Raw genomic sequence first — 22,585 nt, 5'->3', positions numbered from 1 at the left:
GGCCGGAAAGCCCGGCAGCGTTCGGGCACCGGCAGAAGGCCCCGGCAGTGGGAGGAGACTACCAATTGCGTTGTTCGCCGTTACCTGCAGATCAGATACGGGTGCCGTCTTCGCTTGCCGAAGGATCAGCCCTGTGAACGCGGTTCAGCGCGCCAGCGCAGCCGCGGCCACCGACGAACCGCGTACGGTTCTGGTTGCCCGTTCCATCGTCAAATCCTTTCCCGGCGTTCTGGCGCTCGACAATGTCGACTTTGACGTGCGCGCCGGAGAGGTCACCGCGCTGCTGGGCGAGAACGGCGCGGGCAAGTCCACCCTCATCAAGATGATGGCCGGCTTCTACGCGCCGGACCGAGGCGAAATCACGGTCGACGGCCAGACCCTTCATGCCGATCCCGCCGAGGCGCACCGCGTCGGCGTGGCAACAATTCATCAGGATGCTCACCTGGTGCCGGCCATGACGGTTGCCGAAAACATCATGCTCGGCCGCTGGCCGACGCGTTACGGCATGGTTTCCGTCGAGCGGCAAAGGCAGCGCGCGCTGGAAGCGCTGGCGCGCGTCGCGCCCCATCTCAACCCCAACACCTTGGCCGGACGCTTGTCGCCCGCCGATCAGCAGCTGGTCGAGATCGCCCGCGCCATCTCCGAGGATTCCAAGGTGCTGGTGATGGACGAGCCGACGACGTCGCTGTCGCCGCCGGAGATCGACCGGCTGTTCTCCGTCGTGGACGAGTTGCGGGCGAAGGATCTGGGGATCGTTTTCGTGTCGCACTGGCTGGAAGAGGTATTCACCATAGCCGATCGCGTCACCGTGCTTCGCGACGGCAAGCTCATCGGCACGCGGCCGATTTCCGAGCTCGACCATGACGAGGTGATCCGCATGATGGTCGGGCGTGAGGTGCGCGAGACCGTCGTGGAAACGCGCCCGATCGGCGATGTCGTCCTTTCGGTTAAGAACCTCAATCGCGAAAACATGCTGTCCGACATATCGTTCGAAGTGGCGGCAGGCGAAATCGTCGGCATGTCCGGGCTGGTCGGTGCCGGTCGCAGCGAACTGGCGGCCGCCATCTTCGGCATCGACGACTACGACAGCGGCAGCGTCGAGGTCGCCGGCGTGCGGGTGAGGAGCAACGATCCGGCCGCGGCGATCGAGGCCGGCATCGGCCTGGTACCCGAGGACCGCAGGCAGCAGGCCCTGATAAGCCTCCTGTCGGTTCGCATGAACATAACGTTGTCCTTCCTGGACCACGTCAAGCGCTGGGGGCTCCTATCTCCTGCCCTCGAGGAGGAGATCGCCGACCGGGAAATCCGGGCGCTGGCGGTCAAGACGCCGTCCTCGAAAACGCGTGTCTCGAGCTTGTCTGGTGGCAATCAGCAGAAGGTGGTTCTGGCGCGCTGGCTGACACGCAATCCCAAGGTGCTGATCCTCGACGAGCCGACAAAGGGCATCGACGTGGGCGCCAAGTCGGAAATCAGCGAACTGATCCTGCGGCTTGCCCGCAGCGGCATGGGGATACTCCTCATCAGTTCGGAACTACCGGAAATCCTCTCACTGAGCGACCGGGTGTTGGTGATGCGGTCTGGGCGCATCACCGCATCCATGCCCAGGGAGCAGGCAACCGGCGAAACAATAATGTCCGCCGCGACGATGGGTTGAGGAAATTTGGACCATGGCATTTGAGAACCCTTCTATGAACGGCAAGGCTACCGGATCGACCACGCTTTCGACCCTGCGCGGCAAGATATCCTTCATCGACCTTGTCCAGAGCGCCGGCCTGCTGGCCGTCATCCTGTTCGGCGGGCTCATCATGAGCTTCATGAGCCCGGTCTTCGCCACCATGCGCAATATCGAAAACGTGCTGCAGTCGGCGACCATCATCGCTGTGGTCGCGATCGGCCAGACCTTCGTCATTCTCGTCGCGGGCATCGACCTCTCGGTGGCGTCCGTACTGGTGCTGTCGTCGGTGCTGTCGGTCGGGCTGGTGAATTTCTATGACTGGCCGCCCGAACTCGGCATATTGGCGGCGATCTGCGTCGGCATGGCGTTCGGCCTCGTCAACGGGCTTGCCGTCACCAAGCTGAAGATTCCGCCGCTCATCGCAACGCTCGCTGCCATGACCATCGGACGCGGCCTGGCGTTTATCTTCTCGGGCGGAACCAACATCGCACCGGTGCCGAAGATTTTCGTTGATCTGCAATACAGCCGCATCCTCGGAATCCCGTCGGTTATTCTGCTGACGCTTTTCCTGGCGATCGTGGCTCAGATCGTCCTGTCGCGAACCAAGTTCGGCAGATCGGTCTACGCGACAGGCGGCAATCCGCTCGCCGCGCGGCTCGCCGGCATCAATACCGAGCGGGTGATCATTACCTGCTTCGTCATATCGGGCATGATGTCGGCAATCGCCGGGCTTCTCATCACCGCCCGGTTTGAGGCGGGTGCTGCCACCGCGGCGCAGGGCATGGAACTTGCGGTCATCGCGGCGGTCGTCATCGGCGGCGTCAGCCTGTTTGGTGGCGAAGGCAACATGGGCGGTATGCTGCTGGGCGTGATCCTGCTCGGCCTCGTCCAGAACGCGGTCAATTTGCTCAACGTGCCGCCGAACTGGGACTCGGTCGTTAGCGGCTTGGTGATTGCTGCTGCGGCGGCGCTCGACGTCTATCGCCGAAACTATCTGGAATCCGGAATGCGCAAAAAGGTGGTCTCGACGAAAACAAGCAAGCCGGAGAAGCAAAAATAGTCTCGAAAACGCGAGACACCGGGTCGGCGGCTCGAGCCGCGATCCGGCGGGAGGAGGATTGTGTGACTAGAAAAGGGAAGGTTGGATCGCCGTTCTGAAGCGATCCGCGAAAACCCACCGGTGACTCGGTTGGGAAAACTAAGTCTCACAGACAGTCCATTAGGGAGGAAACTGTATTACCATGGAAACCAATAAAACACGCCGCACATTCCTGGCATTGGCAGCCGGGGCCGTAACAATAGCAGCAGTCAATTTGGGGTTCGCACCCAAGGTATCCGCCGCCGACAGCGTACTCAAAGGCAAGGATCTCGCTTATATCGCGTTCGGGCTGCAGTATGAGTACCAGGTCACGCTCGTGAATCGGGTGAAGGAACTGGCCGCCGAAAAGGGCATGAGCATCTCGGTCTATGACGGAAAGGGCGACCCTTCCACCCAGACCACTCAGCTTCTCGACATCGTCAGCAAGCAGCCGGACATCATTCTTCTCAATCCGGTGGATGCCACCCTGTTGCAGGGCGGTGTGCGCAGGGCCAACGAGTCCGGCATCCCGCTCTTCATGCTGGAGAACCTTCCCCCGGAAGGTGAATGGGTCGCCTACAACACCTTCGACGATGTCGCCGGCGGTTCCGCGGCAGCGGATGCGATGGCAAAGCTCATCGGCGATGAGGGGCTCGTCCTCGAGGTTCGCGGTGCCATCGGCTCCGGCCAGTCGGAGAAGCGCTACAAAGGCTTTCATGACCGCGCTGAAGAGAAGTATCCCGGCTTCAAGATCGAAACGCTGAAAGCCGAGTGGACCGCCGACAACGCGCATACGCTCGTGCTCGACGCCTTCACCCGCGATCCCAACGTCGCCGGCATCTGGGCACACAATGACGAGATGATCCGCGGCGTGGTTTCCGCGCTTCGCCAGATCGATCGTCTGAAGCTCGTCGGTGAGGAAGGCCACGTGCCGATCATCGGTTTCGATGGCACGCCGCTGGGACTGGAACGCATCCGCGAAGGCATCCAGGATGCCGATGTCGGCCAGAACCCTTTCTCGATGGCGGAATCCATCGTCGGTGAAATGGAGAACCACTTTGCCGGCAAGGAAGTCGCAAAGGAGACGCTGATCCAGCCGGTGATGATCTGGAAGGACAATGTCGACAGCGAGAACAACTGGGGTAACCGCGTCAAGTAGGACGCACCGACGGCGAGCACGCCGCCTCGGGCGGCGTGTTCCGTTTTTTAACGGCGGCATCGGCCCGAACACAAGCTGGAGAGACCCAAAAGTGACCGAACTCATGAAGCCCGATTATGCCCGCAACATGCGCCTGGTCGGCCACAGCGACCAGGGTGGCCGCCGCGACGGCATACAGGTGATGGTCGAAAACGGCTTCGCCTATGTCGGGCACCTGTTCAGTAAAGGGTTCTCTGTTGTCGATGTGCGCGATCCGAAGAACACGAAGCCGGTCGGTTATGTCGAGGCCCCGCCCAATACCTGGAACGTGCATTTGCAGGTGGCGGACAATCTTCTTCTTGTTATTCATGGCAAGGACGTCTTTGCCGACAGCGCATTCGCCGATGAGGCGAGCTACTACAAGGCCGCGGCCGGAACGGCGCTCGGCACTGCCGCGCCCAAGGCGGAGCGCGACTGGGATGCCGGGCTCGCGGTTTACGACATTTCGACGCCGGGCCAACCGAAGCGGATCGGCTTTATGCCGGTTTCCGGCGGCATTCACCGTATCTGGTGGACTGGCGGGCAGTGGGCCTATGTTTCGGCGCTGCTCGACGGCTTCACCGACTTCATTTTCATGACTGTTGACATGTCCGATCCTACCAATCCGCGCGAGGCCGGCCGCTACTGGCTCCCGGGCATGAACCTCGAGGCGGGTGAGAAGCCGTCATGGTCGCCGGTGGCGAAATACGGTCTGCATCATGCCATCGTGAACGGCGACACCGCCTGGGGTGCGTGGCGCGATGCCGGACTGGTGGTGATGGATGTCGCCGACCGGACCGATCCGAAGCTCGTCGTCCACCGCAACTGGTCGCCGCCCTTCCAGGGGGGAACACACAATTGCCTGCCGCTCCCGGACCGCGACCTGTTGGTCGTGCTCGACGAGGCAGTGCTCGACGATTTCGAGGACGGGTTGAAAAACATCTGGTTGTTCGACGTGAAAGACCGCGCCAATCCGGTCCCCGTCGCGACCATGCCCGTTCCGCAGGATGCCGACTATGCGCGCAAGGGCGCGCATTACGGGCCGCACAACGTCCATGAGAACCGCCCCGGCACGTTCCAGAGTTCCTCGATCATCTTTTCGACCTGGCAGAATGCGGGCGTGCGCGTGTTCGACATATCCGATCAGTATCGGCCTAAGGAGGTCGGAGCGCTCGTTCCGCCTGCTCCGCAGGGCCTGATGGACCAGAGGCCTGGCAAGAAACCGATCATCCAGTCCTGCGATATCTTCGTCGAAGCGTCGGGGCTTATCTACGTGACCGACTACAACGCCGGTCTTTACATCATGGAATATGACGGCTGATTTCAGCCGACGCAGGAAAGGACTTGCCCATGAACCTCTTCGGTTCCTATGACGTGGTAGTGACGGGTGCCGGCTCCTCTGGCATTGTCGCGGCGATACGTGCTGCCCGGGAAGGCGCGAAAGTGCTGCTTCTGGAAGGCACGGGCTTTCTGGGAGGGCTGATCACCGGTGGCCGTCTGACGAAGCCGACGGGTTTGATCAACTCGGCGATCTTCCACGAAATGCTGGATCGCTGCGTCGGCTACCGTGGTGCCGATGGCCGCGTGCGCGAATCCTACTGGGGTAAATACACAGGCACGTTCGACGCCGAGACGATGCAACGCGTCATCATCGAGATGGTCGAGGAATCCGGCGTGGAGGTGTTGCTGCGCGCGACGGTGACCGAGACCGTCGTCAAGGACAACGCCGTTCACGGCCTAGTCATCCGCACCAAGTCAGGCGAGAGCCTCGTGCTCGCAAAGGCCTTCGTCGACGCCTCTGGCGACGGCGACGTGGCCGCGCTCGCGGGTGCGAAGTTCATGCTGGGGCGCCAGGGCGACGGATTGACCCAGCCGATCACCTCCTATTTCAGGCTGCTCAATGTCAATGTGCCGGCGCTGATCGCCGATTGCGAGAAGCATCGTGACGACATGTGGGAGGTCGTCTATCCCAAGGAGGCCGGCGACAACAACGAAGATTACGTCATGGCGGTGCTGCTCACGGGTTTCCAGCAGCGCATCAAGGACAAGGTCGCCGAGGGTTTCGATTGGATCGTACCAAAGGATCACATCACCATGAAGACCGGCCTGATCCCCGGCGAGATTTCCGTCAATGTGACCCGGTTCCAAGGCAACGGGCTTGACGACCGCGACCTGAGCCAGGCCGAGATCGAGATCCGCAAGCAGGCATACTGCGCTTACGATTTCCTGCAGCGCTTCGTCGGCGGTTTCGAGAACGCGATCTTCCTGGAGGTCGCACCGAAACTCGGCATCCGCGAGACCCGCCGCGTGGTCGGCCATTATGTACTGACCGAGGACGATGTGCGCGGCAACAAGCGCTTCGACGATGCCATCGGCCTGTGCAATTCACCGGTCGATGTCCACGAGCCCGGCGGAAGCAACGCCATCATGGACCATATAGGTATCGGTTACGGCATTCCGTTTCGAACGATGGTTCCGCTGGAACTGGACAACATCATCATGGCCGGTCGGTGCATCTCGTCCGACGAGATTGCCTTCGGTTCGACGCGGAACGTTCCCGCCTGCACGATGACCGGCGAGGCGGCTGCCGTCGCGGCGGCGCTTGCGGCGGCGCGTGGCGTGCCCATCTCGAAGATCGAGGCGGCGGACGTCCAGGCGCGGCTTCGCGAACTCGGCGTGTGGCTCGGCACGCCCGACGAGGACGTTCCCGAGGTGTTGCAGGCGAACGGCTAGGAACGGGAGCTTTTCAGGCCCGCTCCACAGGAATCGCGAACGATCAACCTGGTGGCGAGCGTCAGTTGCACGGGATCGCCGGTTCGCCGTCCAGACAGGCGGTCGAACAGCAGCGCAGCGGCCTCGCGGCCGATCTCGTGGGCAGGCTGCGCCACGACCGTGAGGCGGGGGCTGAAGGCCGCCGCCCAAGGAAAGTCGTCGAAGCCGACGACGGCGATGTCCTGCGGACATCTCAGCCCGGCACTCATCACTGCCTGCATCATGCCGAGCGTCATGAAGTTGTTGGTACAGAACACGGCGTCTGGCCGCGGCTCGGTGCCGAGAAGCGCCTTGCCCGCCGCCTCGGCGTCAACCACGTTGGACGGGCTTCTGCCTACATGACGGGGGTCGAGTTTGAGCCCGGCCTTTGCAAGAGCCTGGCGGAAGCCGGCAGTGCGTTCGTCGATGGCGGACGCGTTGAGATCGGCTTCCAGAAGCGCGATGCGCTCGTGCCCGAGCGAGATGAGATGGCGTGTGAGTTCGGCCGCAGCCGCGACATTGTCAGCGACCACCGTGTCGGCGGGTACGCCCTTGAGTTCTCGGTCGCCGAAGATCAGCGGCATGCCGCTTTCGGCGAGGTCGATGAGAATCTCCTCGTTGCCGCCCGCCGGGGCCATGATGATGCCGTCGATGCGCCGTTCAAGCACCAGATCGAGCGCGCGACGTTCGCGCTCGGTGCTTTCCTCGGTGTTGCACAAAAGGAGATGGTAGCGTTCGCCGCTTTGGTGGGCAGCATCCTCCACGCCGCGCACGAAGTCGGCGAAGAAAGGATTGGAGATGTCGGAGATCAGCACCGCGATGGTTCCGGTCTGGGCGACGCGCAGGCTGCGCGCGATGCCGTGGGGCCGGTACTTCAGCGCCTTGATGGCCGCCCTGACCTTCTTCGTCGTTGCCGGGCTGACGGTGCGCGAGCCGTTGATGACATGCGAAACCGTCGCGGTCGACACGCCGGCCTTCGCGGCAACATCCTTGATCTTGGCCATCGAACTGGGAACCTAAATATTCTTTGGATTTGGTCGACTTCATCCAGCCATTCCACACGAGAAGACAGAAGCCGCAGTCTACATTTGAGCTACTCATGCTCAGGAAGCTAACAATTTATACCTTCTGGGGGCTCCTCTCCATCTGAATTATTTCACCGTGGTGACATAAAGTACGGAGGATCGAAGACTGAGACCAATCCAAACATAGCGAAAAGGCTCGCTACGGAGCCTCAACAGGCCGAGCTGCTCTCGCGCCCGCGGATGACATGTGTGGATGTGCAGGCGGCGACACATCGTCCAGACCGAGAGTTGACCCGCCTTTTATGTATGGAACGGCGGTTACCCAAGGGTCAAGATTTCGGTTTCCTCCCTTCGTTGTTGACCTGCCACGGGGTTTTCCTCCATCGCCGACCAGAGTCCCGCCCCGTTGGAAGACGGACCATGGAGCGAACGGGTTTCACAGACAAGCAAATCATCGGAATTCTGGCCGAGTACGAGGCAGGCGCAAAGTACGCAAACCTGTGCCGCAAGCACGGCATGTCAGAGGGCACCATCTCAAACTGGAAGGTCAAATTCAGTGGCAGGTCACCCGCTTGCAGACTCACGGAGTCCCTTTGCAAACGGCGATTGTCCCCTGTATTTTTTGACGGCAAACAGGGGATTTGGCTGCAGAGGCAGGTTTGATTTGGACTGGAACCACCACCAACCGTCTGCTGGTTAAACTCAGCCTACAAGTCATGATCCCAACGGCAGCGGGAGCTGAGAGCTGACGGGTTATGAGAAGAACACGGACGATCCATCCTGGCGCAACAAGTTACCCTCTTGATCAAAGAGGCAAAGCCGCTCCGGAGGAAAAACAACATTTACCGGGTCACCTATCACATGTTTGCTTCCATCAAAGCTCAGCGTCATGATCGAAAGCTTCCCCGTCGCTCCTAGCGTGACGGTCAACTGGGTTTCGGGCCCGCTTCGCTCGATGAACCTGACGCACCCGTTTGGATGGAGTGAACCGTTCGGACGCTGCAGAATGCAATCCTCCGGTCGAATGCCCAGAAAGGCTGCATTGGGCTTCGATTTTGCATCGGCAGGGAGTTCAATTGCAAGTTTCGGCTCGGCCTTAGGCATGAAGACCGGACCTTGCTGCAACAGGGCGACTGTGCCTTCGATCACATTCATCGGGGGCGCGCCGATGAAGCTGGCAACAAATGTGTTCGCCGGCTGTCGATAGATCTCATCGGGTGTGCCGATCTGCTCCACGCGGCCGCCGCGCAGAACCACGATCCGGTCGGCCATCGTCATCGCTTCCACCTGATCATGAGTGACGAAGATCATTGTGGATTCCAGACGCTTGTGCAGGAGCTTGATCTCGCGACGCATCTGAACGCGCAATGCCGCGTCCAGATTGGACAGAGGTTCATCAAACAGGAAAACCGAAGGCCGACGTATAATGGCGCGGCCCATGGCGACGCGCTGACGCTGACCGCCCGAAAGCTCGCGCGGATAGCGGTCCAACAGACCATCGAGGCCGAGAAGCTTTGCGACCTCATTTACGTTTTTTGTGCGCGCGGTCTTCTGGACGCCGGTCATTTTGAGGGGAAAGCCGATGTTGTCGGCCACGGTCATATGCGGATAGAGCGCATAGTTTTGAAACACCATGGCCACATCCCTGTCCTTTGGTGCAAGCTCGGTGACCACGGTCTCCCCGATGCGGATCTCGCCATCGCTGACACTCTCCAGTCCCGCCAACATGCGCAACAGTGTCGACTTTCCGCAGCCTGAAGGCCCGACGAAGACAACGAATTCGCCGTCTTCTATATCGATATCGGCGCCATGGATGACCTCGGTCTGCCCAAAGGATTTGACGATCTTCGAGAACGAGACGGTTGCCATGGCTGTTCCAGTTCTTGTTTGCGATCAGCGGACACTGCCGGCGAGCGCGCCAGAGACGATACGCCGCTGCATGATGAGGAAGACGATGATGACGGGAAGCGCAAACACGAGGGCTGCTGCCATCTGCAATTCGTGGAGGGTGAAATACTCCCCGCGAAAGGATGAGATGCCGGTGGCTGCCGTCCAGAGCGATTGTGAATTGATGAGCGTTTTCGCGAAAAGGAAATCGTGCCAGCTCGTGACGAACCCGTAGATGAAAATCGCCGCAAGTCCCGGCAGCGCCAGGGGAAGCGTCACATGCCAATAGGCCGAAAGGCGGGAACAGCCGTCGATGCGCGCCGCACCTTCAAGATCCGCGGGGATGCTGTCGAAGAACCCTTTGCTCATCCATATGGCCAGTGGTGCGACCAGCGAAATGTGGCCCAGCACCATGCCTTGCATGGTGTCGAGAAGGCCGAAGTCGCGGAACAGAATGTAAAGCGGGACAACGATGCTGGTAGCCGGCATCATCTGTGTGGCGAGAACCAGTATAAGAACGAGCCCTGAGCCACGGAACTTGATCCGGCTGAGAACGTAGCCGCAGGAAGCGCCGAAGGCGAGCGACAGGAAAGATGATGTGGCTGCAACAAAGATGCTATTGCCGATCCAGCGCAGCATGGGGCGCTCGCTGAACAACATCACGAAATTCTCAAAGGTAATCCGTTCGGGAACAATTCCCGCGAGACTTCGGCTGAAACCGGTGGGTGTCAGCGCAATGACCGCCATCCAATACACCGGAAACAACACCAGTATTCCCAGGAGCACCAACGCGCACACGTGCATGATCTCGCCGCCAATGGAATTTCCGACAGGGCGCGCCAAGGTCAAACCGCTCCCCCGGCACCACGTTCCGCCCGCTTCATGACCCGAAGATACACGAGCACCATTGCAAGCGAGATGAACACGGCGAGAATGCCGAGTGTAGCAGCATAGGAAAAATCGAGTTTTCGAAACGCGGTGTTGTAGGTGAGCACCGTCATGGTCTCGGTCGCCCCGGCCGGCCCGCCTCCGGTCAAAATGAAGATGATGGGAAAGGACTTGAAGCCCATGATCATGAGAAGGATCACGATCACGGCCGTAATCGAGCTGAGCTGCGGAAGGGTGATGTAGCGAAACTGATTGAAGGCGCTCGCCCGGTCGATTCGCGCGGCCTCGTAGAGTTCTTCGGGAATGGAGTGAAGTCCTGCCAGAAAGAAGATGTAGGCCACCGGGAATTCGTTCCAGACCTGCGCCAGGATGAGAGCGGGAAGAGCCGTCTCCCGGTTGATGAGCCAATCTGTCCCGTTGATGAAGGGCAGGGGTTCGATCAGCCGATTGATCACCCCAAAATTGCCCTCATACATCACGCCCCAGACCAGGGCCGTAACCACGGCTGGAACCGTCCATGGAATGAGAAACGTAAGGCGTGCCAATGCACGGAAATGCACGATGCGCCGCGTCAGGAGCGCCGCCGAAAGCGCAAGCACGATCGATCCGATGACGGTGCCCCCCATATAGAGCGCCGATCGCCAGACCGCGTTCCAGACCTGGGCATCGAATATGAGCTTTTCGTAATTGTGCAGACCAAAAGTGCCCGCCGCTGCAGGTCTGCGGAAGTTGATCGAGTCAAGGCTGAGCGCGAGCGCTTTAAGCATTGGCAAGCCGATCACAAACCCCAGAACCAGCAGGGCGGGCAGCAGCATGATCAGAAGGAAGCCCCCTCCTTCTGTCAGGAAAGTGGTGATCCGGGCACCTTTTCCGGCTCGTCGGTCACCCTCTCTCTTGTTGTTTTCGGCAGTCTGCATTCCGGCAATCCGCCACGCCTACTTGGCGCAGCAGTCTTCCAGCTTGGCTTGTGCTTCGGCGAGGCTTTCCTCGGCCGGCTTTCCGTCTCTGAGCGTCAGCAGAACCGCGTCGACAACGATCGGCCAGATCTCGTTAAACTGGTCGGCATGGCCGGGAATCGCCACCGGGTGGGCATTTCCGCTGCTTTTGATCCAGGGTTCCAGATAGGGACGCGCCTCTTTCTGCGCATCGGTCAACGCGTTCACCCCATAAGGAATATAGGGGCTGTGATCGGAGAAGGTGGACTGCATTTCGGCGCTCGCCGCCGTCTCGATGAAGGCTTTGGCCGCATCCGGGCTTGATGTTGCGGCATTGATGGCCAGCGCCATGTTCACGCCGCCCGTGCCCGGCCCATCCCATGGGTGTAGCGCCGACTTGTAGCAGTCGAAATTCTCGGAATTGTTCTTCTCGATGAAGGGAAACTGCCACTGTCCGTCAATTGTCATGGCGGTGCCGCCGGTGGCAAAGAGCGAGCGCTGGTCTGTCTCCGTCATTCCCTTGGGAACGACACCTGCATCATAGAGCGCCTTCATCTGCTTCAGGCCGGCGATCACAGGTTCGGAATCAAGCGTGAAATTGCCATCCGCATCAGCAAACGAGCCGCCATTGGCGATGCTCCACATGAGCAGCATCTCATAGGTGGGGTCTTCATTGGCGTTGACCATGTTTGCGCCATAGCGGGTCACGCGGCCCGAACCGTCCTTGACCGTCAGCTTTGTCGCGTAGTCGAGAAACTCCTGCGGCGTCTGGGGAGGACGGTCGAATCCGGCATCCTTCAGATAGCAGGCATTATAGATAAGCTCGAGGGTGCGACCAGTGATCGGCAGAGCGTAGATTTCGCCGTCCGCCGTCAGCGCATCGAAGCCGCCCTCGACGATCTGCTCTTTCACGCCCGAGCTTTCGAAAAACTCTGTCAGAGGCATCAACTGACCGGCGGCCAGAAGCTCGCCGATATTGTTCGGATTGACGGTGAGAATATCGGCACCGGTGCCGCTGGCGGCCTGAATGAGCAATTGCTCGTAATATTCGCTCGCCGGCGTGTTTCGCGGCACCACCTTGTTGCCGGTCTTTTCTTCATAGGTTGAAACCAGAAGCTGCCACCAGTCACCCATTCCGGGCGCCTCGAAATCAACCACAAGGAAGCTGATCTCATCTTCCGCCATCGAAGTCGTCGACCCCGCAGCAAGGGCCGTCGCGGCCAGGGCGGTGGCATAAAGCAAGTTGCGTGTTCTTCCGGGCATTCGTGTTCTCCTCTGGTTGTCGCCCGGCTGATGATCCGCTCCTGTCTTCACTGGACAGGTATCCGGAACGCCGCGCTTCCCGAGGAAAGTCTGCCTTTGAGGCTGGATGGGCTCAAATCGCTTTTTGGAATAGGGCAGTGCCGATCAGGCAAGGCGAACGAACGATTTCATGCCGCTCTGCTGCAACCCGCGTCTCCTGCCACGCAGTCCATGATCCAGCTACGCAGGGCGAGAATGTTTCGGTCGCTTGCCGACCGGGCCGGCATCACGAAATGATAGGCTTTTCGGCTGCGCAGCGGCACATCGAACACCACTTCAAGTTCACCCGATGCGAGCTCCCTTTCGACCATGAAGCGGGGAATGATCGCGGTTCCCTGACCCTGCACGGTGGCCATGATCAGGAGGGGAAACTGATCGAATTGCGGCCCACCGGGAAACGCCGATCGAGGGCATCCTGCCTGTTCAAACCATTCAGCCCAAAGATCGGGTTGCCCCGACAGATGAAGCAGCGTGCATTCATGCAGTTTGTCGGGAGAATTCGGACGCCGGCTGCGCATGAAGTGTGGACTTGCCACCGGCACAAGCTCTTCCTCGAAAAGCGGTGTGCAGGCGAGGGCGCCCCATTGCGGCGTGCCCTGCACGATGGCGCAGTCCACCGTTTCGTCATCGGTTTCGAGCAACGTCTTTGAGGTGATCAGATTGATGCTGAGGTTGGCATGGCGTTTTTGGAAGTCGCCGAGACGGGAAATCAACCAGCAAGCCGAAAACCCGACGGGCGCCGCCATCGTGATAGTGGTTTTGCCATCCGCTCCCTGCATCAGCGCCCGGGTGGAACTTTCCAGCTGTCCTAGAAGGGTGCGCACCTGCGGAAGATAGCGCTGCCCCATCTCCGTCAGGTGGACCTGATGATTGTTGCGGGCGAGAAGGGCAACACCAAGCATCTGTTCCAACTGGCGCACCCGTTTGGAAACGGCCCCTTGCGAAAGCGAGAGATCCTTGGCGGCCTGCGAAAAGCTCAGATGTCGGGCCGTCGCCTCGAAGGCGATCAGGCCCGAAACGGAAGGGATCAAACGTCGCGGCAGTTCCATGACACTCCCCTTGTCTTCACCTCACGATCATCAGTCAAAATGCGGCGGCGGCGCATAGCCGCCGCCACGGGATCAGTTCGAACAACGTGTCGAGAACGGCCGGCCGTGATGCCGGTCCATCAGATATTTGGCGACGTAGTAGTCGATATGGCTGCCGCCGCCATTCTTCATCATTGTGATTTCGTCAGCAGACTGACGACCCTTCACCTTGCCCTGGCAAAGTTCGAAGAGATCGCCGTGCACATCGTCCGGCGTGATGATGCCACGCTCGTACGGACCGAGGAACTCACCGGAGCGCGTGGTGGTCTGGCGATGATCGACGAAGATGGATGCGCGTTTGAGAACATCGTCGTCGGCTTCGCGCATTTCCGGCGTGAAGGAGCCGACAAGATCCACATGGGCACCCGGCTTCAGGAGCCTGCCCTTGAGATGCGGCTCGTTGGCCATGGTGGCGCTTGAGATGATGTCGGCCTCGCTCACCGCCTTGTCGAGATCGGAAACCACGTCCGCTTCGATCCCTTCCGCGGCCAGCGTTTTTGCCAGTCCTTCGGCATTGGCCCCGGTGCGGTTCCAAAGCATGACGCGCTTGAGGCTGGGCCGGGCGGCAAGATGCGCCTTGACCAAATAGGGTGCCAGCCCGCCAGCACCGATCATCAGGAAGTTTTCGGCATCCTCACGCGAGAGAAGCTTCGAACCGAAAGCCGAATCCGATGAGGTCTTGCGGAAGATCACCGCCTCGCCGTCAATCACCGCCTCGGCAACGCCCGTGTCGGCATTGATGAAAACATAGATAGAGTTCACGGTCGGCAGATTGTGCCGCGCCTTGTTGTTTGGGAAGGAGGTAACCAGCTTCGCCAGGATACCTTCCTGCGGTTCCCACGCCGGCAGGATGATGAAGATGTCCGGCTGGCCCTGCGGGTTCGGCTCCTGATAGATCAGGCGATCGGACTGTTTGGGCATGCCGCCCTTGTGCGCAGCCTCAAGTGCGGCGAACAGGCCTTCATAATCCAGCAGTTCGTGCACGCGTTTGGCATCGATCATTTCCATCAGGGCGTCTCCATTTCACAGTCTGTTTGTTGCGCGCTCATCGATCAGCGATAATCGCGAGATTGTCTGCTCGGCAGTGCAGTTTGATTTCCGCGCCTTCTCCAATCGCGACCGGCGGCCGGACATCGACCAGCAATGATCTTCCGTCCGCCGTGTCGACATTCAGATGCACGCGGTCGCCGAGATAGGTCTGGTCGGTCACGCGGCCGGATAGCTCGATGCCGTTCTTCCGGCGGCCAGCGCCAATGTCGAACGCCTCCGGGCGGATCACCACCGAGACCGCCTCGCCCTCTTCCGGCTTTCTCTGCGAAGTCACGCGGGCAGCCGGCACGCGCCAGCGCGCATCTCCGACGGAAAGGGTCAGGTGATCCCCGTCCTTCGCCTCGACCTTCGCTTCAAAAAGATTGGTGGCGCCGACGAAATCGGCGATGAACAGGGTTGCCGGATTGGCATAGATGTTCTCGGGGCTGTCGAGCTGTTCGATCCGCCCCTTATTCATCACCGCCACAAGATCCGACATGGACATGGCTTCCTGCTGGTCGTGCGTAACAAATACGAAGGTCTTGCCCGTGCGCCGCTGGATGGCCTTCAGCTCACGCTGCATGTCCTGCCGCAGTTTCAGATCAAGCGCGCCAAGCGGCTCATCAAGCAACAGGGCGGCCGGATCGGGTGCCAGTGCACGGGCGAGCGCAACACGCTGCCGCTGACCACCGGAAAGCGCGTCGGGATAGCGATTGGCGATGTCGGGCAGGCGGATAAGTTCCAGAAGCTCGGTAGAGCGGCGCGCGATGGCGCTCTTCTCCATGCCCTGCATCTCGCAGCCGAAGCCGATGTTCTGGGCTACGGTCATGTGCGGAAAGAGCGCGTAATCCTGAAACACCATCTTTACCGGGCGGTTGTGGGCAGCCGCGTTGGTGATGTCCTTTCCGTCAACCAGAATCGTACCGCTGTCCGGTTCGGCCAGGCCAACAATGGAGCGCAGCAACGTAGACTTCCCGCAGCCCGACGGACCCAGAAGCGTGATGAACACGCCGCGGTCGATGGTGAGCGAGACATCGTCGATGACCCGCAGCGCGCCATAGGCCTTGCAGATGTTCTTCAGTTCGATGGCGGGTACGGGATCAGTCATTCTTGGCACCGGAAGTCAGGGAGGATTCGCTGCGCAGGCTGCGCTTGCGCACAAAGCGTTCGGCATAGAGGCCAAAGCCGGTCGTGGCGATGAGGACGAGCGTCGAGATGGCGGCAAGGCCCGGATCGAAGCCGAAGCGCAGCCGGGCGAACAGGAGAACCGGGAAGGTCTGCTCGAACCCGCCGAGGAAGAACGAGCGCACGAAATCCTCGAACGACAGCAAAAGGCAGAACATGAATGCGCCCAGCAGCGCCGGCGACAGATATGGCAAGACGATGCGCACGAGTATGATGACGTCGTCCGCACCGAGATTGCGGGCCGCATCAGCCATGTTGCGGCCCATCGTGTTCAGACGGGTCAGAACCATGATCACGACGAAGGGTACGGAGCCGACCGCGTGGCCGAAGGCGATCGCGGCGGTCCCCGTTTCAAGGCCGATGCGGCCAATGAAGATGCGCAGCGAAATCGCCGAGACGACCACCGGCAGGAAAGCTGGCAGAAGGATGAGCGCGATGAGGAGTCCGCGGGCGATGCCGGAGGTGCGGGCAACAGCGAAGGCGATTGGCAGGCCGACAGCCACCGACAGCACCGTGGAGAAGATAGCCACCCGGGCTGAAAGCCACAGCGCTTCCATGACGTCGCGATCAAGGAGCACCTCGCTGTACCATTTTGTAGTCCAGCTATGGATTGGGAAGGCAACGAAGTTGGAATCGCGGAAACCCATCGCCGCCATCACGAACAGTGGCAGGAAGAGATAGGCGACGAACAGCCAGAAAAGGCCGGGCAGGGCGAGATTGCGCAGTTTCATTCTCATGCCCTCCCGCGGCCACGCCGCTGAAAGATTGCCACGAAGAGGCCTACATAGGCGAGCGCGGTTCCTGTCAGGATGATGCTGAAGGCACTGCCCTGCGGCCATGACGCGCCGGCCTTCGCGAAGATCTGGCCGATTGTTGTGGCGAACAGCGTGTTGCCCGGTCCGCCCAGAAGCTGCGGCATCGCATAAAGGCCGATGACCAGCAGGAACACGAGCGAGCACCCGGCCACAACACCGTCACGCGACAGCGGCAGGACGATGCGCAGGAAGCGCTGCCAGCCCGGTGCGCCCAGATTGGCCGCCGCCTCCAGCACATTGTCGTCGATTTTCTCCAGCGCCGCGTAGAGCGGTAGGAGCATATAGAGCGAGGTCAGGTAGATGATGCCGATGGTCAGTGAAACATTGTTGTAAAGCAGCTCCACCGGCGTACCGGGCATGCCGATGAAGGAGAGAAACGAGTTCACCGCTCCGCGATTGGCCAGCATCACGATCCACGCAAAGCTGCGAATGATCTCGCTTACCCAGAAGGGTGCGACGACCAGAAGCAGAAGCCTCGTGCGGCGGCTGCGCGGTGCCACCTTGGCGATGTAATAGGCAATCGGAAAGACGACGAGTAGCGTCAGGAAGGTGACCACAGTTGCGAACACGAAGGAGCGCACAAACGCCGTCAGGTAGAGGGGGCGTTCTAAGAAGCTCGCATAATTTGCCAGTGTCCAATGGACGGTTTCACCCTCGCGTACAGGAAAGCTTTCATGGAAGCTCACAAGCACCATCTGCGTCAGCGGTGCAGCCGTTGTGCCGAGAATCCACAGAAGCGGCACGATGCTGACGATCAGCACCCGTGCCAGCGGCGAGCGGGCATAAAGGTCGGTCAGGCCGCGATAGACGGAATACCGTCGCAAATGAATGAGCAGGCGGGTCATCGATACTCGTTTTGGGCTTCGATGCCGGCTACCGTACTGGCAGCCGGCTTACTTGTTCCTCGATCAGGCGGCGCGGATTTCTTCCGCCGCCTTGTCGATGAGATCGAAGATGAAGGGTGCTGTTTCCACATCCACCCAGGAAAGGCGGCTGCGCTCTTCGGCAGTCAGTGCCAGCGCTTCCTTCTCCTGGTCCGTCAGCAGCGCCTCCGTGCCCTTGATGGTGGAGGAGAGGCCGGTGGAGCGGACGATCTCGGCCCCGTTCTCCGGATCTGCCAGAAGCGCGTTCAGGAAGGTATAGGCATTCTCCATGTTCGCCGCATCCTTCGTGATGTTGAAGCCATAGGCATAGGCGAGGCCACCTTCCTTCGGAATTGTATAGCCTGCAGGGAAACCGTCGATGATCAGCTGAGAGGAAGGGCCAGAACCCGCCTGCGCCAGCGCCACATCGCCCGTCACCATCATTTGCTGGATTTCGGTCGCGGCTTCATAATAGCGCCGCACCATATGCTTGTGCTCGATCAGGAAATCCCGCGTCGCATCCACCGCGCGCTGCGCCACATCCGGCGTATTCATGTAGGAGGCGGCTGAGCCGTCATAGCCCAGATAATTCATGACGATCTGGAAGAAATCCTGAATCTGGTAGGCCGTGCGCCCGGCATTGGCCTCGCTGAACATCACGTCCCAGCTTTCCGGCGCTTCAATCTCCTCGGTGTTGTAGAGAAGGCCGGTGGAAACGACGACGAGCGGCACACCCCACTGCTCACCCGAGCGCGAGACCCAAGACGCACTCGCATATTCGTCTTCGATATGGTTCCAGTTGCCAAGCTTTGCGCGGTCGATGGGCGCAAGAAAGCCGGCATCGATGAACTGGTAGAACCGGTGGCCGGCGCAGGTCACGATATCGGCGCTGAATTTGCCGTTCTCCGCTGCCATCAGGTTGAACTGCTCGCCCTGGTCCGTGACCGTGCGGATGTTGAGGCGGATCCCGGTCTCCTCCTCGAAGCGCTGCCGGAACGCGTCGGTAATGAATCCGTCATAAGCCCAGATGTTGAGTTCACCATCGGCGGCACTTGCCGGCCTGATGAGGCCGGGTGCGCTCAGCCCGGCAAGGCCGGCTATCCCCATTCCCGTCAACACTGTCCGTCTTGTCGGCTTGAAAGTCATGGCCGTTCTCCTTTTTGATGTTTTTTGGTTCCCCGAACGAAGCCGGATCAGGCGATCTGACCTGCGTTCAATTTTGTGTTGTTCTCTTGTCCCGCTGTCAAAACAGCGAGGGCTTTCCTCAGGCGATTGATCTCGTCCGCCGTGTTGTAGGCATGCACTGAAGCCCTCACCAGTGTCTTGACGCCTTGTTTGCGCAATGCCCTGCGGGTCAGCTGGGTGTTGGAGAGCGATGTGTTGATACCGAAACGCTGCCGGAGGTCCCGAACAAGCGTTTCTGCAGGCACGCTGTCGTGAAAGAAGGTCACGATGCCACTCTTCTCGAGACCCCGGTCCTGAACCGTGATCCCAGGGAGTTCGCCCAACATTCCGCGCATCTGCGTGGCCAGATCGCTGACACGGTCCCAGATGTTCTCCAGGCCGATCTCCAGGGCATAGCGGCAGGCTGCGCCGAGGCCCAGCTGGGCTGCGACATTGCGTTCCCATAGTTCGAAGCGCTGGGCGCCGGCGGCTAACTCGAACCGGTCCACTTCGGTCCATCGCGCCGATTGAATGTCGAGTGCATGCGGCCGCAGTGCGTCGAGCGCGCTGCGATCGACCCAGAGGAACCCAGTTCCGCGTGGACCGCGAAGATACTTTCTGCCGGTTGCGGAAAGCATGGTGCAGCCGAGGGCTTTGACGTCGATCGGCATCTGGCCGACAGACTGACAGGCATCCAGAAGAAACGGGACTTTGTGCCTGCGTGCCGCCATTCCAATCTCCCGGGCCGGGTTGATGAGGCCGTCATTGGTTGGCATATGGGAAATGGCGATGAGCCGGGTGCGGCTGGAGATCATCGACTCGAGGGCATCGACGTCGACGATCCCATCCAGCGTGTCCGGTACCAGCAACACACTGATTCCCAAACTTGCCTCGGCATGACGGAAGGCAATCATGTTGGAGTTGTATTCGGATTGCCCGGTGATCAGCTCGTCGCCCGGACTCCAGCCAATGGCATGGAAGGCTGCCTGCCATGCGCGGGTGGCATTGTCGAAGAAGGCGATCTCGTCCGCTGCGCCGCCGACAAGCCGCGCGGTGACCTCATAGGTCGCCTGCAGTTCACGGGCCCGCCTTTCTGCCGCTTCATAGCCTCCTGACATGATCTCCTCGGCCCAATGGCGCTCAACCGCCTCGATGACCGGCTGCGGCATGAGGCTGGCGCCCGCATTGTTGAAATGAACCAGTTCTGTTGTGCAGCCCGGCGTGTCAGCCCGCAGCTGTCGTGCGTCCACTGCCATGGCCGGACTTTCTGCTCTGTGCTTGGAATGAAAGCCCGGCAACGTCCCCATAGTGCGCAAGCATAGCGTTCCGTTTATTGTTATCTGCCGCTCTTGCGAACGAATATCGTAAAGATTGGTCCGAGGGTGCCATGCAGAATGGGGATGAAACAGGTTGAAAAGATTCATCCTCAATATAAGCTGTGTTTATGGTACTGCGTCGCCACCTTCCTTCTCCCAGCACACTGTTCGTCTTCGAGGTGGCTGCCCGCCATTCAAATTTCTCCAAGGCCGCGGATGAGTTGAACATCACGCAGCCAGCCGTCAGCCATGCGGTGGCGACGCTTGAGAAGCATCTGGGCGAGAAACTCTTCATCAGGTCCGGGCCAAACCTCGCATTGACGGAGGCCGGTAAGAAGCTCAGCCGCGTGACCACCCGCGCATTCCATTCGATCGAGGATGTTCTTGATGAGATCGAGGGACGCGATGGCACACGCGAAGTGGTGATGCTGTCGATTTCGTCGGGCATGGCAACCCATTGGCTGATGCCGCGCTATAGCAGTTTCCGCGAACAATTCCCCAACACGGACCTGCAGTTCCAGCTTCTGCCGGGCAGTGTCGGTGGGCCCTTGGCCAACTGCGATCTCGGGCTGCGGGTGGCTGTGGGCGATGATGCCCGTAAGCTTGGCGGTTGGTTCGCCCCCGAGCGTGTTCTGGCGATTGGCGCCCCGGCATATGTCCGCGATCGCGGAACCTTCGATGCGCCTGTATCGCCGCACACCCTGATCAATCTTCCGGATCACTGGTTCGGCTGGAGCGAATTCGCTTCGGAAGCCGGCAAACGCATACCGACCTCATGGAACCATCTGTCCTTTTCGGATTACTCGGTGGTGCTGCAGGCAGCGCTCAGCGGTCAGGGATTGGCGCTCGGCTGGACCTCGGTCGTTTCGCGGCTCATCATTGATGGAATGCTGGTCAGCGCCAGCGACAAGGTTATTCTCACGGACCGTAGCTATCATCTGGTTTCCTCAAGCCAGCGAGCGATCCGCCCTGTTGTCGAACTCGTCCGGGACTGGCTGATTGCTGAGATGGAAAAGGAAGAGCGCGCACTCGCAAAGATGCTCGGTTGACTTCGAAGGGGCTATTCCTTTCGCGCACAGGCCCTTGACCACATTTCCATTGAGATGCCCGCTTCGGCGGCGGACAGTCGGGCGCCGAAGAAACGGATCTGGATATCCCATGAAAATCACCGCCGCGAACATCTACGTCGTACCAACGGGCTTCCGCCGGGCCGTCATCCTTGAGCTTGAAACCGATGAAGGGATAACGGGTTTGGGCGAGGCCGGCATCGCATATGGCCTGGGGACGACGGCGGCGGCCGAGATGCTGGCGGCAATGCTTGAGCGCCTGGTTATTGGCCGGGATCCGTCCCCCGTCGAGTTGATCTGGAATGACATTTACGATCAGGGTTTCTGGACCAAGGGCGGCGGTGCGATTTCCATAGCCGGGCTCAGCGCCATCGACCATGCGCTTTGGGACATCAAGGGCAAGACACTTGGCGTTCCGGTCTATTCGCTTCTTGGAGGTCCGATCGAGACAGAGCTTGATGTGTACGCCAATGGCTGGTGGCTTGGTTGTGACAATGGCAGCGAATTTGCGGAGGCGGGGTTACGTACGGTTGACCGTGGCTATCGCGGGCTGAAGCTCTACCCGCTCGGCATGGCCGATCCGGTTACGGTGATCCGCCATCCGGCGCGCCGCAGTCTTCGCGAAGGGGAATTGGCGCTGGTCATTGACCGTGTTGAAAAGCTTCGTGCCGCGGTGGGTGATGACATTGCCATCATGCTCGATTTTGGTGGGGGACTTTCATCCGATCAGTTGCTGCCGCTGCTGCGCCGGCTGGAGCCTTTCGGCGTCTGTTTTGTGGAAGAGCCGGTGGATCCAGCGCTGCCGGGTGCTTTGAAAAGAGTGGGCCGTCAGACGTCGATCCCCCTTGCGGCAGGCGAACGTGTTTACACGCGCTACGGGTTTCACTCATTGCTGGAAACTGGAGCCGTTTCCATCATCCAGCCAGACCTCTGTAACACCGGAGGGTTGATGGAGGGCAGGAAGATCGCGGCACTCGCAGAGATCCATAATGTCCGCGTTGCCCCCCACAATTACGGAAGCACGCTTGCCACGGCGATCTCAGCACAGCTGGCGGCTTGTATTCCCAACTTCATGGTTCTCGAGTGTTTTCCTGACTACGCCAGGGAGCCGGATTACCGGCCAATCCTCGAGAATCCGTGGGAAGACAATGTACGGAATGGTCGCATGATCCTCGACGCCCTTCCAGGCTTGGGGGCCGTTCTGGACAAGGCGTCGGTAAAGAACCACCTCTGGAAACGCGTCACGCTTGAATGAAGTTTGCCAAAAAGGTCGACATCGGCCTGCTCACGTGTTGCTGCCGAAGCAATGCTGGGTGTTCATTTTTGCGGATTTTATTAGT

At 60.1% G+C, this 22,585-nt stretch carries 19 protein-coding genes and 1 pseudogene; 8 read left to right on the top strand and 12 right to left on the bottom strand.

Translation table 11 applies throughout. The features are described from left to right. Window positions 1-133: 133 nt before the first annotated feature. The 5 genes from KW403_RS07545 (at window position 134) to KW403_RS07525 (ending at window position 6,663) form a co-directional block, all read left to right on the top strand. Entirely contained in the window at window positions 134-1,654 is a 1,521-nt protein-coding gene (locus KW403_RS07545; RefSeq protein WP_223022098.1) for a sugar ABC transporter ATP-binding protein, read from the top strand. A gap of 34 nt (window positions 1,655-1,688) precedes the next feature. Then, window positions 1,689-2,735, top strand: a complete 1,047-nt coding sequence (locus tag KW403_RS07540) for an ABC transporter permease (RefSeq protein ID WP_223022097.1) — start codon at window positions 1,689-1,691, stop codon at window positions 2,733-2,735. Between the two features lie 181 nt (window positions 2,736-2,916). Beyond that, window positions 2,917-3,912 (top strand): sugar ABC transporter substrate-binding protein, encoded by a 996-nt coding sequence (locus KW403_RS07535; RefSeq protein WP_223022096.1) that lies wholly within the window; start codon window positions 2,917-2,919, stop codon window positions 3,910-3,912. A 103-nt stretch (window positions 3,913-4,015) separates the two neighbouring features. Then, on the top strand, window positions 4,016-5,251 hold the full coding sequence (locus KW403_RS07530; RefSeq protein WP_223022479.1) for an LVIVD repeat-containing protein: 1,236 nt from the start codon (window positions 4,016-4,018) through the stop codon (window positions 5,249-5,251). Between the two features lie 29 nt (window positions 5,252-5,280). After that, window positions 5,281-6,663, top strand: a complete 1,383-nt coding sequence (locus KW403_RS07525) for an FAD-dependent oxidoreductase (protein ID WP_223022095.1) — start codon at window positions 5,281-5,283, stop codon at window positions 6,661-6,663. Here the strand turns inward: KW403_RS07525 and KW403_RS07520 are convergent. Then, window positions 6,660-7,685 (bottom strand): LacI family DNA-binding transcriptional regulator, encoded by a 1,026-nt coding sequence (locus tag KW403_RS07520; RefSeq protein WP_223022094.1) that lies wholly within the window; start codon window positions 7,683-7,685, stop codon window positions 6,660-6,662. The two genes, KW403_RS07525 and KW403_RS07520, sit on opposite strands and share 4 nt — an antisense overlap. 441 nt (window positions 7,686-8,126) lie before the next feature. Between KW403_RS07520 and KW403_RS07515 the strand changes: the two are divergent. Further along, window positions 8,127-8,267: pseudogene (locus tag KW403_RS07515) on the top strand (transposase); the annotation flags it as partial. 192 nt (window positions 8,268-8,459) lie between these two features. On the opposite strand, the gene KW403_RS07510 reads toward KW403_RS07515, so the two are convergent. The 11 genes from KW403_RS07510 to KW403_RS07460 all read right to left on the bottom strand — a co-directional run bounded on the left by KW403_RS07510 (window position 8,460) and on the right by KW403_RS07460 (window position 20,118). Beyond that, complete coding sequence (locus tag KW403_RS07510) at window positions 8,460-9,575, bottom strand: ABC transporter ATP-binding protein (RefSeq protein ID WP_223022093.1); 1,116 nt, start codon at window positions 9,573-9,575, stop codon at window positions 8,460-8,462. A 24-nt stretch (window positions 9,576-9,599) separates the two neighbouring features. Beyond that, window positions 9,600-10,436, bottom strand: coding sequence for a carbohydrate ABC transporter permease (locus KW403_RS07505; protein WP_223022092.1), 837 nt, complete (start codon window positions 10,434-10,436; stop codon window positions 9,600-9,602). A 2-nt stretch (window positions 10,437-10,438) separates the two neighbouring features. Beyond that, window positions 10,439-11,398: a carbohydrate ABC transporter permease gene (locus KW403_RS07500; protein ID WP_246637923.1), complete on the bottom strand. Its 960-nt coding sequence runs from the start codon at window positions 11,396-11,398 to the stop codon at window positions 10,439-10,441. A gap of 18 nt (window positions 11,399-11,416) precedes the next feature. Beyond that, window positions 11,417-12,679 carry an ABC transporter substrate-binding protein gene (locus KW403_RS07495; RefSeq protein WP_223022091.1) on the bottom strand — a complete coding sequence of 421 codons (1,263 nt, stop codon included), beginning with the start codon at window positions 12,677-12,679 and terminating at the stop codon, window positions 11,417-11,419. A gap of 167 nt (window positions 12,680-12,846) precedes the next feature. Then, window positions 12,847-13,767: a LysR substrate-binding domain-containing protein gene (locus tag KW403_RS07490; RefSeq protein ID WP_223022090.1), complete on the bottom strand. Its 921-nt coding sequence runs from the start codon at window positions 13,765-13,767 to the stop codon at window positions 12,847-12,849. Window positions 13,768-13,839: 72 nt separating this feature from the next. Then, window positions 13,840-14,814: an ornithine cyclodeaminase family protein gene (locus KW403_RS07485; protein ID WP_223022089.1), complete on the bottom strand. Its 975-nt coding sequence runs from the start codon at window positions 14,812-14,814 to the stop codon at window positions 13,840-13,842. A gap of 37 nt (window positions 14,815-14,851) precedes the next feature. Next, window positions 14,852-15,943: an ABC transporter ATP-binding protein gene (locus KW403_RS07480; protein WP_223022088.1), complete on the bottom strand. Its 1,092-nt coding sequence runs from the start codon at window positions 15,941-15,943 to the stop codon at window positions 14,852-14,854. After that, a complete protein-coding gene (locus KW403_RS07475) occupies window positions 15,936-16,751 on the bottom strand; it encodes an ABC transporter permease (protein ID WP_246637922.1) in 816 nt (271 codons plus the stop codon). The genes KW403_RS07480 and KW403_RS07475 overlap by 8 nt, the downstream gene beginning before the upstream one ends. 2 nt (window positions 16,752-16,753) lie before the next feature. Beyond that, window positions 16,754-17,680 (bottom strand): ABC transporter permease, encoded by a 927-nt coding sequence (locus KW403_RS07470; protein WP_223022086.1) that lies wholly within the window; start codon window positions 17,678-17,680, stop codon window positions 16,754-16,756. Between the two features lie 63 nt (window positions 17,681-17,743). Beyond that, window positions 17,744-18,844 carry an ABC transporter substrate-binding protein gene (locus KW403_RS07465; protein WP_223022085.1) on the bottom strand — a complete coding sequence of 367 codons (1,101 nt, stop codon included), beginning with the start codon at window positions 18,842-18,844 and terminating at the stop codon, window positions 17,744-17,746. 47 nt (window positions 18,845-18,891) lie between these two features. Next, window positions 18,892-20,118 carry an aminotransferase class V-fold PLP-dependent enzyme gene (locus KW403_RS07460; protein ID WP_223022084.1) on the bottom strand — a complete coding sequence of 409 codons (1,227 nt, stop codon included), beginning with the start codon at window positions 20,116-20,118 and terminating at the stop codon, window positions 18,892-18,894. 188 nt (window positions 20,119-20,306) lie between these two features. Here KW403_RS07460 and KW403_RS07455 point away from each other — a divergent pair, with 188 nt between their 5' ends. Both KW403_RS07455 and KW403_RS07450 read left to right on the top strand, forming a co-directional pair. Next, a complete protein-coding gene (locus KW403_RS07455) occupies window positions 20,307-21,227 on the top strand; it encodes a LysR family transcriptional regulator (protein WP_223022083.1) in 921 nt (306 codons plus the stop codon). A gap of 109 nt (window positions 21,228-21,336) precedes the next feature. Further along, window positions 21,337-22,500, top strand: a complete 1,164-nt coding sequence (locus KW403_RS07450) for a mandelate racemase/muconate lactonizing enzyme family protein (RefSeq protein ID WP_223022082.1) — start codon at window positions 21,337-21,339, stop codon at window positions 22,498-22,500. Window positions 22,501-22,585: the final 85 nt, after the last annotated feature.

Origin of the sequence: Nitratireductor kimnyeongensis (assembly GCF_019891395.1) — a bacterium.
Taxonomy (GTDB): domain Bacteria; phylum Pseudomonadota; class Alphaproteobacteria; order Rhizobiales; family Rhizobiaceae; genus Nitratireductor; species Nitratireductor kimnyeongensis.
Note: the sequence above shows the minus strand (reverse complement) of the source record. Positions and strands in the feature narration are given on the sequence as shown.

Bases quoted from the DNA above. Each gene is read 5' to 3' on its own strand.
- KW403_RS07540 (WP_223022097.1), top strand. From the start codon at position 1,689: ATGAACGGCAAGGCTACCGGATCGACCACGCTTTCGACCCTGCGCGGC.
- KW403_RS07510 (WP_223022093.1), bottom strand. From the start codon at position 9,575: ATGGCAACCGTCTCGTTCTCGAAGATCGTCAAATCCTTTGGGCAGACC.
- KW403_RS07450 (WP_223022082.1), top strand. From the start codon at position 21,337: ATGAAAATCACCGCCGCGAACATCTACGTCGTACCAACGGGCTTCCGC.
- KW403_RS07485 (WP_223022089.1), bottom strand. From the start codon at position 14,814: ATGGAAATGATCGATGCCAAACGCGTGCACGAACTGCTGGATTATGAA.
- KW403_RS07455 (WP_223022083.1), top strand. From the start codon at position 20,307: ATGGTACTGCGTCGCCACCTTCCTTCTCCCAGCACACTGTTCGTCTTC.
- KW403_RS07525 (WP_223022095.1), top strand. From the start codon at position 5,281: ATGAACCTCTTCGGTTCCTATGACGTGGTAGTGACGGGTGCCGGCTCC.
- KW403_RS07480 (WP_223022088.1), bottom strand. From the start codon at position 15,943: ATGACTGATCCCGTACCCGCCATCGAACTGAAGAACATCTGCAAGGCC.
- KW403_RS07495 (WP_223022091.1), bottom strand. From the start codon at position 12,679: ATGCCCGGAAGAACACGCAACTTGCTTTATGCCACCGCCCTGGCCGCG.
- KW403_RS07500 (WP_246637923.1), bottom strand. From the start codon at position 11,398: ATGCAGACTGCCGAAAACAACAAGAGAGAGGGTGACCGACGAGCCGGA.
- KW403_RS07475 (WP_246637922.1), bottom strand. From the start codon at position 16,751: ATGAAACTGCGCAATCTCGCCCTGCCCGGCCTTTTCTGGCTGTTCGTC.
- KW403_RS07490 (WP_223022090.1), bottom strand. From the start codon at position 13,767: ATGGAACTGCCGCGACGTTTGATCCCTTCCGTTTCGGGCCTGATCGCC.
- KW403_RS07460 (WP_223022084.1), bottom strand. From the start codon at position 20,118: ATGGCAGTGGACGCACGACAGCTGCGGGCTGACACGCCGGGCTGCACA.
- KW403_RS07530 (WP_223022479.1), top strand. From the start codon at position 4,016: ATGAAGCCCGATTATGCCCGCAACATGCGCCTGGTCGGCCACAGCGAC.
- KW403_RS07535 (WP_223022096.1), top strand. From the start codon at position 2,917: ATGGAAACCAATAAAACACGCCGCACATTCCTGGCATTGGCAGCCGGG.
- KW403_RS07465 (WP_223022085.1), bottom strand. From the start codon at position 18,844: ATGACTTTCAAGCCGACAAGACGGACAGTGTTGACGGGAATGGGGATA.
- KW403_RS07470 (WP_223022086.1), bottom strand. From the start codon at position 17,680: ATGACCCGCCTGCTCATTCATTTGCGACGGTATTCCGTCTATCGCGGC.
- KW403_RS07520 (WP_223022094.1), bottom strand. From the start codon at position 7,685: ATGGCCAAGATCAAGGATGTTGCCGCGAAGGCCGGCGTGTCGACCGCG.